General features: G+C 59.4%; 11 protein-coding genes and 1 pseudogene. 7 read left to right on the top strand and 5 right to left on the bottom strand.

Annotation, left to right across the window (positions count from 1 at the left end):
- Positions 1 to 79: 79 nt before the first annotated feature.
- The 5 genes from phoU (at position 80) to G5154_RS17085 (ending at position 5,482) form a co-directional block, all read left to right on the top strand.
- Entirely contained in the window at positions 80 to 790 is a 711-nt protein-coding gene (gene phoU, locus G5154_RS17105) for a phosphate signaling complex protein PhoU (RefSeq protein ID WP_005334097.1), read from the top strand.
- A 190-nt stretch (positions 791 to 980) separates the two neighbouring features.
- Complete coding sequence (locus tag G5154_RS17100; protein WP_270904540.1) at positions 981 to 2,300, top strand: hemolysin family protein; 1,320 nt, start codon at positions 981 to 983, stop codon at positions 2,298 to 2,300.
- A gap of 19 nt (positions 2,301 to 2,319) precedes the next feature.
- On the top strand, positions 2,320 to 2,862 hold the full coding sequence (locus tag G5154_RS17095; RefSeq protein ID WP_335864892.1) for a hypothetical protein: 543 nt from the start codon (positions 2,320 to 2,322) through the stop codon (positions 2,860 to 2,862).
- Positions 2,863 to 3,154: 292 nt separating this feature from the next.
- Positions 3,155 to 4,057, top strand: a complete 903-nt coding sequence (locus tag G5154_RS17090; RefSeq protein WP_421251218.1) for a homocysteine S-methyltransferase family protein — start codon at positions 3,155 to 3,157, stop codon at positions 4,055 to 4,057.
- Between the two features lie 9 nt (positions 4,058 to 4,066).
- Positions 4,067 to 5,482 carry a basic amino acid/polyamine antiporter gene (locus G5154_RS17085; protein ID WP_421251217.1) on the top strand — a complete coding sequence of 472 codons (1,416 nt, stop codon included), beginning with the start codon at positions 4,067 to 4,069 and terminating at the stop codon, positions 5,480 to 5,482.
- 112 nt (positions 5,483 to 5,594) lie between these two features.
- Here G5154_RS17085 and G5154_RS17080 read toward each other — a convergent pair whose 3' ends face one another.
- The gene (locus G5154_RS17080) at positions 5,595 to 6,434 is read right to left on the bottom strand and encodes a sterol desaturase family protein (RefSeq protein ID WP_421251216.1); all 840 of its coding nucleotides are present in this window, start codon (positions 6,432 to 6,434) and stop codon (positions 5,595 to 5,597) included.
- A 182-nt stretch (positions 6,435 to 6,616) separates the two neighbouring features.
- On the opposite strand from G5154_RS17080, the pseudogene G5154_RS17075 reads away from it, so the two are divergent.
- Positions 6,617 to 7,409 (top strand): annotated as a pseudogene (locus G5154_RS17075) (substrate-binding periplasmic protein).
- 108 nt (positions 7,410 to 7,517) lie between these two features.
- On the opposite strand, the gene G5154_RS17070 reads toward G5154_RS17075, so the two are convergent.
- The 3 genes from G5154_RS17070 to G5154_RS17060 all read right to left on the bottom strand — a co-directional run bounded on the left by G5154_RS17070 (position 7,518) and on the right by G5154_RS17060 (position 10,104).
- Entirely contained in the window at positions 7,518 to 8,261 is a 744-nt protein-coding gene (locus tag G5154_RS17070; RefSeq protein ID WP_064338276.1) for an amino acid ABC transporter ATP-binding protein, read from the bottom strand.
- Complete coding sequence (locus G5154_RS17065) at positions 8,245 to 9,204, bottom strand: amino acid ABC transporter permease (RefSeq protein WP_100646278.1); 960 nt, start codon at positions 9,202 to 9,204, stop codon at positions 8,245 to 8,247. Before G5154_RS17065 ends, G5154_RS17070 begins: the two co-directional genes overlap by 17 nt.
- A gap of 99 nt (positions 9,205 to 9,303) precedes the next feature.
- Positions 9,304 to 10,104: a transporter substrate-binding domain-containing protein gene (locus G5154_RS17060; protein ID WP_005334079.1), complete on the bottom strand. Its 801-nt coding sequence runs from the start codon at positions 10,102 to 10,104 to the stop codon at positions 9,304 to 9,306.
- 519 nt (positions 10,105 to 10,623) lie between these two features.
- Here G5154_RS17060 and G5154_RS17055 point away from each other — a divergent pair.
- Positions 10,624 to 11,757 (top strand): GGDEF domain-containing protein, encoded by a 1,134-nt coding sequence (locus G5154_RS17055; protein ID WP_421251215.1) that lies wholly within the window; start codon positions 10,624 to 10,626, stop codon positions 11,755 to 11,757.
- 92 nt (positions 11,758 to 11,849) lie between these two features.
- On the opposite strand, the gene G5154_RS17050 is transcribed toward G5154_RS17055, so the two are convergent.
- Complete coding sequence (locus tag G5154_RS17050) at positions 11,850 to 13,184, bottom strand: MFS transporter (protein WP_421251214.1); 1,335 nt, start codon at positions 13,182 to 13,184, stop codon at positions 11,850 to 11,852.
- Positions 13,185 to 13,186: the final 2 nt, after the last annotated feature.

Raw genomic sequence — 13,186 nt, 5'->3', positions numbered from 1 at the left:
GAGAGGATGAATCTCAGCAAACAGATTGGCAGTCGGTTCAACGGCTAAGGCATAATCGGAGCAATCAAGGATTATTTGTATGGACAATATGAACCTCAATAAACACATCTCCGGTCAGTTCAATGCCGAGCTAGAGAGCGTGCGCAACCAGGTGCTGGTGATGGGCGGTCTGGTGGAGCAGCAGCTCACCGACGCCATCGCAGCGATCCACGATCAGGATCTCGATGCGGCCCGCAAAATCGTGGCCAACGACCACAAGGTCAACGCCATGGAAGTGGCGATCGACGAGGAGTGCACTCGCATCATCGCCAAGCGTCAGCCGACAGCCTCCGACCTGCGACTGGTGATGGCCATCATCAAGACCATCACCGATCTGGAGCGCATTGGCGACGTGGCCGACAAGATCGCCCGCATGCTGACCGACAACGCCAACAAGCCGCAGCCGCCGCTGGTGTCTCTGGAGAACATGGGCCGTCGTACCATCAAGATGCTGCACGATGTGCTCGACGCCTTCGCCCGCATGGATCTGGATGCGGCGCTGGCGGTCTACAAGGAAGATGACAAGGTAGACCGTGAGTACGAGTCCATCATTCGCGAGCTGATGACCTACATGATGGAAGATCCCCGCACCATCCCCCAGGTGCTCAACGTCCTGTGGGCGGCGCGGGCCATCGAGCGGGTCGGCGATCGCTGCCAGCACATCTGCGAGTACATCGTCTACTACGTGAAAGGCAAGGATGTGCGCCACACCAAGGCGGATGATCTGGGTACCCTGCTGGGCAAGGGCTAACCGGAAGTGAATAAAAAGGCGCGTGAAGCGCCTTTTTTGTTGCATAACTGGTCGGAGTAAGATAAAGCCCCCAACTGGCTGTTTTCTGATAGAATACTCCCCCTGTGTGAGTCCCGGATGGGCTCACGGTCCGGTCTCCCGGGCCCAGTTTGCCGTCTTGTGCTAAGGCGGGTGTAGCAATAGGTTAATCATGAGTTTTGCCGATAGTTTGTTCTTTTTAATGCTGCTGGTTGGCGGCAGTGTGTTCTTCTCCCTCTCCGAGATCTCTCTCGCCGCGTCTCGCAAAATCAAATTGCAGGTGATGGCGGATGAAGGTAATCGCCAGGCCGAAAAGGTGCTGGCCTTGCAGGCCCAGCCGGGCAACTTTTTCACCGTGGTGCAGATTGGCCTCAATACCGTCGCCATTCTGGGCGGTATCCTGGGTGAGTCTGCCCTCAACCCCGCCATCAAGGGGATTGTCTCTCAGTTCTACCAGGGTCCCTGGCTTGGCGAGATCAGCTCCGGTGCCTCCTTCGTGTTCGTCACCGGCATGTTTATCCTGATCGCCGATCTGATGCCCAAGCGTCTGGCCATGACCATGCCCGAGCAGATTGCCGTGGTGGTGGTGCGCCCCATGCTCTTCTTCGTCACCGTGTTGATGCCGCTGGTGTGGATCTTCAACGGGTTGGCCAACTCCCTGTTCCGTCTGATGCGCGTCTCCACGGTGCGCAACGACGAGATCACCTCCGATGATATCTATGCGGTGATGGATGCCGGTGCCGAGGCGGGGGTTATCCAGCGCGAGGAGCATCAGCTCATCGAGAACGTGTTCGAGTTGCAGTCCCTTGGTGTCACCTCTGCCATGACGGCCCGCGAGAGCCTCATCTACTTCACCCTGCAAGAGAGCGAAGAGAGCATCAAGGCCAAGATCGCCGAGCATCCCCACAACAAGTTTCTGGTCTGTGACCACAACCTCGACAGCATCAAGGGCTTTGTCGATGCCAAAGAGCTGCTGATCCGCGTTATCGGCGGCCAGAGCATCGACCTGATCGGTGGCAACCTGGTGCAGAACGTCATCATCATCCCCGATACCCTGAACCTCTATGAGGCGATGGAGTACTTCAAGAATCATCGTGGCGACTTTGCCGTGGTGATGAACGAGTACGCGCTGGTGGTGGGGATTGTCACCATGAACGACCTGATGAGCACCGTCATGGGTGAGTGGGCGACCCACGTGGTGGAAGAGCAGATCGTCCAGCGCGACGAGAACTCCTGGCTGGTGGACGGGGTCACCCCCATCTCCGACGTGATGCGCGCCTTCGATATCGAAGAGTTCCCCGAGAACCAGAACTACGAGACCATCGCCGGCTTTATCATGTATATGCTGCGCAAGATCCCCAAACGCACTGACTCGGTCAAATACGCCGGTTACAAGTTCGAAGTGGTCGATATCGACAGTTACAAGATTGATCAGCTGCTGGTTACCCGGGTCGAACCGGCTGTGGCCGAGAAGCCAGCTCAGGAATCGTAAAAGGAGCGACATAAGAGTCATGAAGATGCAGTCTCATTCCCGTGCGCTGGCCTGTGTCGCGCTCGCCCTGGCACTGTGTGCCTGTAGTCAGAGTGCGCCGCGCAAAGCCACAGTGGCAGCCAAGCCGGTAACCCCCAAGCCTGCCGTGGTCGTGCCGCAGCCGGATCCCGATGCGGTGGTACAAAGTGGCATGGCCGAGCCGAGCCCGGTCTTTGATGAGCAGTACCACGGCCCGGATCAGGGATCGCTGGAGTCGGTGACCGCCCTGTTTGCCCGTGGCTACATCGAGTCCGCCATGCGCGAGACCATGCTGGCGGCGGTGCACAACGACTATCCGCTGCTCGGCATGCGGGATGTGCGGTTGACCGATCCGGTCTCCAAATTCCTCACCTCCGAGCATGCGGCCACCACGGCCCATGACTACCTATATGCAGGCGTACAGCGTCGCCTCGGTCGTCCGCTCAGCCCTGCCCAGTGGGAGCAGATCTGGCGCGGTTTGCCGCAGCAGGGTCGGGTCTCCGACTGGGTCAAGCAGATCAAGCGAGTGCTGGCCGGGCGTTAAGTCGCCAGCGGATCAAGATAGTGATGAGGCCACCTTCGGGTGGCCTCTTGCATTTCTGCATTTACATCGCCGGTCGCATGCTGATTTCTGTTGATACTGATTGCCGCCCGTGGCACTTTGTTTTATCTTATTTTGGCCATCTAAACATCCATATGTTTTTATGGCTGTATAATAAAAGGCTTCACAGGATGAAGCAGGACGATCTGCAGCGATTCGATGCGAAACCGCAGATCAACAAAACAAACAGATAAATACGCAAATAAACAACGCACATAACAAAGAGACACGACAGATGGAAACCAGGGAATTGTGGGTGCTGGATGGGGGCATGGGGCGCGAGCTGGCACGGCGGGGGGCACCGTTTCGTCAACCCGAGTGGTCGGCGCTGGCCTTGATAGAGGCGCCAGAGACGGTGCGTGACGTGCATCAGGCCTATGTGGCGAGCGGGGCCAGGGTCATAACCACCAACAGCTATGCGCTGGTGCCGTTTCATATCGGCGATGAGCGTTTCTTTGCCGACGGGGAGGGGCTGGCAGCACTTGCTGGTCAACTGGCCCGCGAAGTGGCTGACGAGCAGAAGGGTGCCGTGCAGGTGGCGGGTTCTCTGCCACCGCTGTTTGGCTCCTACCGTGCCGACCTGTTCAAGGCGGACCGGGTGAACGAGCTGGCCACGCCGCTTATCCGGGCGCTATCCCCTTATGTGGATATCTGGCTGGCCGAGACCATGAGCCTGATTGCCGAGCCACTGGCCCTGAAAGCGCTGTTGCCTGACGATGGCAAGCCGTTCTGGGTCTCCTTCACGCTGGAAGATGAGGCGCCGGGCAACGAGCCGCGACTGCGCTCCGGCGAACGGGTGGCCGATGCGGTGACCTCGCTGGTGGCGGCTGGAGTCGATGCCATCCTGTTCAACTGCTGTCAGCCCGAGGTGATCGAGGGGGCCCTCGAGGTTGCTCGCGCCCGATTGCAGGCGCTGGGCCGCGCAGACATTCGCCTCGGTGCCTATGCCAACGCCTTCCCGCCGCAACCCAAAGAGGCCACCGCCAATGATGGGCTGGACGAGATCCGCGCCGATCTGGGGCCGCTGGATTACCTTGGCTGGGCCGAGCGCTGGCGCGCAGCCGGGGCGAACCTAATCGGCGGTTGCTGCGGCATCGGCCCCGAGCATATTCAGGCGCTGAGCCGCCGGTTGCGCTAAGGAGCTTCCATGAAAGAGAACAAGATTGGGCTCTGGTCACTCACCGCGCTGGTGTTCAGCTCCATGGTGGGGGCGGGGATTTTCAGCCTGCCCCAGAACATGGCCGAGGTGGCAGGCGCACGCGCCGTGCTGATCGGCTGGGGCGTGACGGGGGGGGGCATCCTGGCGCTCGCCATGAGTTTTCTCTATCTGTCGCGGTTAAGGCCGGACCTTGACGGCGGCATCTACAGCTACGCCCGCGCCGGTTTTGGCGATCTGGTGGGCTTTTTCTCCGCCTGGGGCTATTGGCTCTGCGCCACCATCGGCGTGGTGGGCTATCTGGTCATCGCCTTTGCGGCGCTGGGCAGCTTTATCGATACCCCCGAGCAGATCTGGTTTGGTGATGGCAATACCCTGGCGGCGTTTGTCGGTGAGTCCTGCATCCTCTGGGCGGTGCACCTGCTGGTGGCCCGTGGTGTGCAGCAGGCGGCGCTGTTCAATCTGGTGGCGACCTTGGCCAAAAGCCTGCCGCTGCTGCTGTTTATCCTGTTTGCCTGCTACTGGTTCGACCCGGTCACCTTCGCGGCGGATCAGCAGGGCAGCACCCTGGCGGTGCCGGTCTCCGAGCAGGTGCGCAATACCATGCTGATCACTCTCTGGGTCTTCACCGGTATTGAGGGGGCTGCGGTGCTGTCGGCCCGCGCCAGAAACCGGCGGGATGTGGGCACGGCCACTGTGCTTGGTGTGGTGCTGGCGCTGCTGCTCTATGTGCTTATCTCGGTGCTGGCACTGGGGATATTGAGTCGGCCTGAACTCGCGGCCCTGCCCAACCCCTCGATGGCAGGGCTGATGGCCCAGATGACCGGCTCCTGGGGCAAGCTGCTTATCAGTGTCGGCCTTATCGTCTCGGTGCTCGCCTCCTATGTGAGCTGGACCCTGTTCTCGGCCGAGGTGCCGTTCAGCGCGGCCCGACACGGCGCCTTTCCTGCCATCTTCCGGCGCCAGAACCGCAACGGGACGCCTATAGCATCGCTCTGGCTCACCAGTCTGACGGTGCAGACATGCCTGCTGCTGGTGTGGTTGCTCGGCAAGGGCTACACCAGCCTGCTGCTTATCTCTACCTCGATGATCCTGGTGCCCTACCTGCTGATCGGCCTGTTTTTGCTCAAGCTCTTGTTCAGCAGGAAGGGGGAGAGCGGGCAGGGCCAAGGCCTGATGCGGGCGGTGGCACTGGTGTCGAGCGGTTACGGCTTCTGGCTGCTCTATGCCGCCGGGGTGGAGTATCTGCTGCTGTCGCTTCTGCTCTACGGGCCGGGTCTGCTGCTGTTTCTCTACAGTCGCCGTCAGCTGGGGGCTGGTCTTTGCCTGAGTGGCCGCGAGCGGCTGTTGGCCGGAGTGACCTTGCTGAGCCTGATCCCCGCCGTCTGGTCGTTCGCCCATCTCTGATATCGAAGATGTGACTGACCATAAAACAGAGCGCCACCGTGGCGCTCTCTTTGTTATCAGGGACTGGTTATCTGGGGCTTGCTATCCGGGAGTTGCTATTCGGGGCGAAGGCTCAGCGGCTGGCAGGCCCAGCCGGTTTGCCAAACAGCACCGCGAGTTTTTGTCGCCAGGGTAGGCCACGGGCGTCATGCAGCATGTCGCGCCACTCGTGGAAGGTGAGGGTGAGGGGGTTGAAGCTGTGGATCGGCTTGGTGATGCCGAAGCGGCATGGCTCGGCCGGATCTTCTTCGACAAAGGTGCCGAACAGCCGATCCCAGATGATCAGCACCCCGGCGAAGTTGCGGTCTATGTACTTGGCGTTGCTGGCGTGGTGCACCCTGTGGTGGGAGGGGGTGTTGAAGATCCACTCCAGCCAGCCGAGCTTGCCCACCACCTGGGTGTGGACGAAAAACTGAAAACCCAGGCTCAGCAGCACGGTGGCGACCACCGCCTCGGGCGGGAAGCCGATGACAATCATCGGGATCCAGAACAGCCACATGCCGGAGATGGGATACATCAGGCTCTGGCGAAAGGCGGTGGAGAGGTTGAGTCGCTCCGAGCTGTGGTGCACCACGTGGGAGGCCCACAGCCAGCGAACATGGTGGCTGGTGAAGTGGAACAGCCAGTAACAGAGATCCTGCAACAGGAACAGCAGTAGCACACTCCAGAGATTCAGCTCGATATCGAACAGTCGCCAGCCCCAGAGGGTGTCATACAGATAAGCAATGGCGATGGCCGCCAGCGCATCACCCCCTTGGTGCATCAGGGCCAGCGCGGCGTTGGCCAGCAGATCTTTCCACTGGTAGGTGGCAGTGGGAAAGGCCGCGCCATGTTTGCGCAGATAGAGCATCTCCCAGCCGATAAAGGCCAGAAAAACCGGGGAGAGGTAGAGCAAAAGCAGTTGCACATCCATATGCGGCCATCCATTCAGAGCAATTGTTCTTCAGCATAAAGGATGAAAGCAATATTTCATTAACATTTTCTAGCCATCTTGCCCGATGGCTTTGGCGGGTTTGCAGTGAGGCCGCAATTCAATCTGATGAATGGTGACCGCTGACTATGCTTGATGCAGATTGACCGTCAGAGGATTGGGCGATGCGTGTCTGTGTTTATCTGTTGCTGGGATTTTGCCTGCTGGCCCAGGCCAAAACCCGTGTTGAAATTTTGGCCGATGCCAACTATCCCCCCTACTCCTGGCAGGAGGGGGGAGGAGGTCAGGGGGATCTATGCCGATATTATCCGCGAGGTGACCACCCACATGAGTAGTTATGAGGTGGTGCTCAAGCCCATGCCCTGGCGGCGCGGTCTGAGCATGGTGGAACAGGGCAGCGCCTTCGCCATCTTTCCGCCTTACTACCAGCCCGACAGTCGTCCCTGGATGTGGCCTTACTCCCAACCGATGCTCGACGAGGAGCTGGTGGTGATGTGCGGCGCCAGTGTTGCGGTCAATACCCCGCAGGCCAGGTTTCCGCTCGACTATCACGGTTTGCGCTTTGGTATGAACGCCGGCTTTGCTGTCGGCGGAGATGCCTTCTGGCAGGCGGTGAAGGAGAAGCAGATCGACGTGGAGGAGGTGAAAAGCAATCGGGAGAACTTGCTCAAGATTGTCCGCGGTCGGGTCGATTGCACCATCAATGACCGCCTTTCCCTGCTTTATGAACTGCTGAACATGATCAAGGGAGAACAACTGGCGGTGGCCGATATGTCTCTGCTCAAACAGGGGCCGGTGCTCAGCAAGGAGCAGGGGGTCCTCGGCTATAGCCGCAAGGGGGAGTATCCCTACAAACAGGCCTTTATCGAACAGTTTGACAAAGAGCTCTATCAGCTCAAGAAACGTGACGGGGTGAAAGTGATCGTGGAGCGCTATCTGGGAAAGTCCCCGCGCTGAGCCGATGAGATGGGGACTCGGGTTCAGCTGGGTTGAGTCTGCTCCAGCGTCAAGTACAAAAAGAGGGACCCTGCGGTCCCTCTTCGTTTATCCAGCAGAGCGTGTTGGCTACAGCACCTGACTCAGGAACTGGCGCAGACGCGGGGAGGGGGGATTGTCGAAGAAATCGGCCGGTTTTTCATCCACCAGCAGTTCGCCACTCTCCATAAAGAGCACCCGATCCGCTACTTCGCGGGCAAAGCCCATCTCGTGGGTCACCACCACCATGGTCATCCCCTCGCGAGCCAGCCCCTTCATCACATCCAGCACTTCCCCCACCATTTCGGGGTCCAGCGCACTGGTGGGCTCGTCAAACAGCATGATGCGCGGCTGCATGGCGAGTGCGCGGGCGATGGCCACCCGCTGTTGCTGACCGCCGGAGAGTTGGGAGGGATAGCTGGCCGCTTTCACCGACAGCCCCACTTTCAGCAGCAGCGCCTTGGCTCTGTCTTCGGCCTCACGGCGCGACAGGCCACGCACCTTCTGCGGAGCGAGGCAGATGTTATCCAGCACCGTCAGGTGGGGGAAGAGGTTGAAGGACTGGAACACCATGCCCACCTCTTCCCGCAGCTTGTTGACATCGCCCGGCTCGGTCAGGCAGATGCCGTCGACCACGATATTGCCGTCGTTGATGGTCTCCAGCTGGTTAAGGGTGCGCAGGAAGGTGGATTTGCCCGAGCCGCTGGGGCCGACGATCACCACCACTTCCCCTTCGGCGACCTGGGTGCTGACATTTTTCAGGGCATGCACTTCGCTACCGTAGAACTTCTCTACGCCGGTCGCTTTGATGATGGGATCAGTTGCTTTTCGCATATTTCACCTCGAGACGGCGTACCAGGAAGGAGAGGGTGCCGGTGAGCACCAGATAAAGCAGGGCCACGGTGAACCATACCTCGAACGGGCTGAAGGTGGAGCTCACCACCTCGCGCCCCGCCTTGGTCAGATCGGTGATGGAGATGACCGAGACCAGCGAGGAGTCCTTGATGAGGTTGATGAATTGGCCTGCCAGCGGTGGCAGCACCCGCTTGAACGCCTGCGGCAGGATGACATAGCGCATGGTCTGGGCGGAGGTCATACCCAGGCTGCGGCCCGCCTCCATCTGCCCCTTGTGGATGGAGCTGATACCGGCGCGGACGATTTCCGCCACATAGGCGCCGGTAAAGACCGCCAGCGCGGCGACCCCGGCGGTGAAGCGGTCGAGGTTCAGCACGGTGCCGATAAAGAAGTAGACAATAAAGATCTGCACCAGCAGCGGCGTGCCGCGGATGAGCTCAACGTAGGTGACCGCCAGATTGCGCAGTGCGGGATTGGGGGATAGTCGGGCCAGCCCGGCCAGGGTGCCGAGCAGGATGGCGAAGATGCCCGCCACCAGCGAGAGTTTGACGGTGACCCAGACGCCCCAGGCGATGGGGCCTGCAGTCCAGCTCAGTTGGGTGTCGAGGGTATCGCCACGAAAAACGGTATCCCCTTCGGCGACTTGTACGCCGGTACTGGCAATGGCTTGCCGCACATTGGGGTCGAGATCGTCTTGCAGGAACAGCTTGCCCTTCTCGGCCTCGCTGGTGCCCGCCATCACGGTGCCGTCAAATTCGGCGAGATTCTTCTGCTCCGCCTGATAGGCGATGTATTGGGGAATGCGTTCCCAGCGCCAGGTGTAATCCACTGACTGGACAGCCTTGTAGATGCCGAATACGGCAACCAGCAGCATCAGCAGGAAAACCCCATGCCAGAGTAGCTGATTGGGTTGTTTTTCCATCTGTCTTGTCGGTTTGGGTGTGTGCACAGTCACAACCTCTTCTCGTTATTGTGTGGGGAGCTGCGTGGTGCAGGGGCGGCATGTGCCGCCCCCCGGAGGTTATTTGAGCTGATTCAGCCAGGCGTTGGATTCGAACCACTTCTTGTAGAGACGGTCGTAGCTGCCATCGCCCTTGATCTGGCGCAGGTAGTTGTTGAACCAGTTGAGGGTGTCCTGATCCCCTTTGCGGATGGCCCAGGCCAGCGGCTCGAAGGTGAACGGCTTGTCGAGGTGCACCACGGCGCCCTGATTCTGGGAGGCGAAAATAGCGTTGTAGGGCAGGTCATAGACGAACGCATCGACCTTGCCGTTGATCACTTCCAGCTTGGCGTCATCCTGGGTTTCAAACTGCAGCAGGGTGGCTTTGGGGATCAGGCGCTTGACTGCCTGCTCGCCGGTGGTGCCGAGCTTGACCGCGATCTTGTATTTCGGGTCGTTGAGGTCGGTGAAGGATTTGATTTCGCCCGCCTTCTCTTTGCGCAGGACTATGGTCTGGCCGACCACGATGTAGGGATCGGCGAAGTTGACCCGCAGGTTGCGCTGGGGCGTGACGGTCATGCCGCCCATGATGACGTCGAACTTGTTGGTCAGCAGCGCCGGAATGATGCCATCCCAGGCGGTGTTGACGAACTCGACCTTCACGCCCATCTCTTTGGCGACCATCTTGGCGAGATCCACATCAAAGCCGATGTACTGGCCCTGCTTGTTGGTCATCTCGAAGGGTTGATAACCGGCGTCGAAGCCGACTCGCAGCACGCCGCGTTCGAGCACGGCATCCAGGGTGGAAGTAGGGGCTGGGGTCGGGGCCGCCGTGGCGATCCCGCAAAACAGCAGGGTAGAAAGAATCAGTTTTTTGATCATAAGTGACGTCTCTGTCGGTGGTGTGTTCGGCCTTGAACCTGATCCCGTGCGACTCCGTGGCACAAGAGACTGCTGCATCCGGCAACAGGCAAGACAGGATGAATGTCTTGAGCGGGACAAAAGCCCCATATGAGATGCTATGAATAGTGGTTGAGTGAAAAATGTACCAAAAACAGATTGTGTCAGAAGACTCAACAGGTTAGAGACATTTATTGCTCATGGCTTCATTCATAAAATCACACGAAAACAACATATCTATCTAATTGAGTGGGTTCAAGCCCAAATTATCCCCAAGACATTTTGTTACAAAGCCAGGGTGCCGCTTGCAGCTCTCATTGTGCTATTGGGCTCCGTAAGAGGCTTTTATGGGGCTGATACGAATACGCATTGGTGGGATATCACACGCATTGCTCTGTTTGTCAGCAAACGAACGGGCTTTATTGTGAAAACCATCAAGTCGCACTGGGTCTTGGCAAACGCTTCTCATATACTCAGTTACCCTCTCTGCATGGCTTTGGTATGGACGCCTCACTACTGCTCAAGCTGGATATTTTTACCTTGATGATCATGGCCTTGTGTGGCTATTGTCTCGGTTTCCTCACTCTTACCATCATTCGCGTTACCCACAACGATATTCCCGGCGTCGGGGTCTGGTGGTGGTCCAGTCTGTTTGCCATGCTGGGTCAGGCGGGATTTGCCAGTCTGCTGCTGACACCTACCCCCTATGGCTCCTGGGTGGGCAATGTCTTCCTGATTTTTCATGTGTCGTTGCTGCTGGTCGCCCAGCGTTGTTTCTTCCGTCAATCGCCGGGCTGGCCTGTCTGCTGGGGATTCATCCTGCTGTTTGCAGCCATCATGACCTGGTCGGTCGCCATCGATGGCCGGATTGCGGTGCGGGTGATGATCAGCAGCGCCACTTTCCTCATGCTCAGTTCGCTCATCATCTGGCAGCTCTGGCGTCACGGTCGACCCGATTATCAGGTGGCGGTCTGGGTGCTGATTGGCCTCAATCTGGTGCTGATCGCCATGACCCTGATGCGGATGTTTACCGTGTGGGGCGAGGTGATCGAAAGCCCGTTCCAGCGTCAGCTGTTCAACGTGTTGCCCTATGTTTCCATGCTGGTGGGTAGCTCCATGCTCACCTTCGGGGTGCTGCTGCTCTGCAACCAGCACCGGGCGCTGGAGCTGCGCTATCAGGCCAGTCATGACCCGCTGACTGGGTTACTCAATCGCCGTGGTTTTATGGAGCGTCTGGCCCGGGGGCGCCCTGCACAGCAGGGCGCGCTGGTGGTGCTCGATCTGGATGACTTCAAGCAGATCAACGATCGGCATGGTCATGAGGTGGGGGATCGGGTACTGGAGCGGGTCGGGTTGTCACTGCGCGAGCTGGAGGGGGTATTGGCGGGCCGCTTTGGGGGCGAGGAGTTTGTGCTGTTGTTTCGCCATGTCACTGCAGACGAGGCGATCGCCCGTTGTCAGTCACTGCGGGTTCAGCTTGCGGCCAGCGAGGTAGAGGGGATCCATATCACCGTCAGCATGGGTATTGCTCACTGGCAGGGGGAGTGGCACTTTGACAGCCTGTTCAGCCGTGCGGATGACGCTCTCTATCGGGCCAAGCGGGAAGGAAAGAACCGGGTCTGTCAGGCTGCCTGATGCAGGAATAGGTTCAGGAATAAAATCAGGGCGAGGTGATCCGCGCCCTGGCTGTTTCTGTTTGCCGGATATAGCTTGTCAGCTGCCACCCGCTAATCTGCATTCGCTTGAGCGGCTCTCGGTGCCTGCGCCTTGAGGAAGGGGAGCAGCAGCAGAGCCGAGACGCCCGCCGCCACCGAGATCACCACGAAGAAGCCGTTCCAGTGCCAGATCTCCATCACCTTGGCCAGCGGATAGCCCGACAGCGCTGCTCCCATATAGGCAAAGAGGCCGACAAAGCCGGTGGCCGCCCCCGCCGAGTTTTTGTGGGAGCACTCCGCCGCCGCCATGCCGATCAGCATCTGGGGGCCAAACACGAAAAAGCCGATGGTAAAGAAGCAGGCCGCCTGCATCACATAGCTGAAGAAGGGCATCAGCCAGAGCGACCCCACCGCCAGCAGGATCCCCACCGCAAAGATGAGGTTCATCGGGCCACGGTTGCCGTTGAACAGCTTGTCCGATCCCCAGCCCGCCACCAGCGCACCGATAAAGCCTCCCACCTCGAACATGGAGATGGCCGAGTTGGCGCTCATCAGATTGAAGCCGCGCTGCTCGGTCATGTAGAGATTGCCCCAGTCATTGATGGCGGTGCGTACCACATAGACCAGTACGTAACAGCAGGCGAGCAGCCAGATATAGGGGTTGCCCAACACATACTTGCGCAGGATCTGGCGGTGGGAGAGCCCCGCATCCTGAGTCTGCTGGGCCAGCTCCATGGCGTCCTTGCGCCACTCGCCCACCGTTGGCAATCCCATGGCACTCGGGGTATCCCGCAGTCGCCAGCAGAGGAACAATCCCGCGATGATGGCGATAAGGCCGGGCACTATCATGCCGTAGCGCCAGCCATGTTGCAGAGCAATGGTGCTGACGATAAGGGGAATGAGCGCGCCGCCGACGTTGTGGGCGGTGTTCCAGGCCGACCACCAGACCCCGCGCTCGGTGCGCGAATACCAGCTGGTGAGCAGCTTGGAGCAGGGGGGCCAGCCCCAGCCCTGGAAGAAGGCGTTGGCGACCCAGAGGGCGGAAAACATCCAGAGTGCCGACGAGAGGCCGAACAGTATGTTGATAACGCCGGTGGCCATCAGCCCGACACCCATAAAGTAGCGCGGGTTGGCGCGGTCACTGATGATGCCGGAGAAGAACTTGGAGCAGCCGTAGGTGATGTAGAACAGGGTCCAGAGCATGCCGATATCGGACTTGTCCAGCATGCCGCTCGCCAGCATGTCCGGCATGGCGAAGTTGAAGCTCTTGCGGGTGAAGTAGAAGACCGCGTAGCCCAGATACATGGTCAGCAGCAGGTGCAGCCGCCAATGGCGATAGGTGGCGTCGATCTCGGCCTGATCCCGGATAAGGGGCTGCGGCGGCGCGCTTCTCATAAAACTCAGCACAG

It is taken from the genome of Aeromonas sp. 600527, from assembly GCF_049175415.1.
GTDB lineage: Bacteria > Pseudomonadota > Gammaproteobacteria > Enterobacterales > Aeromonadaceae > Aeromonas > Aeromonas veronii_A.
This window is presented reverse-complemented; position numbering and strand designations above follow the sequence as displayed.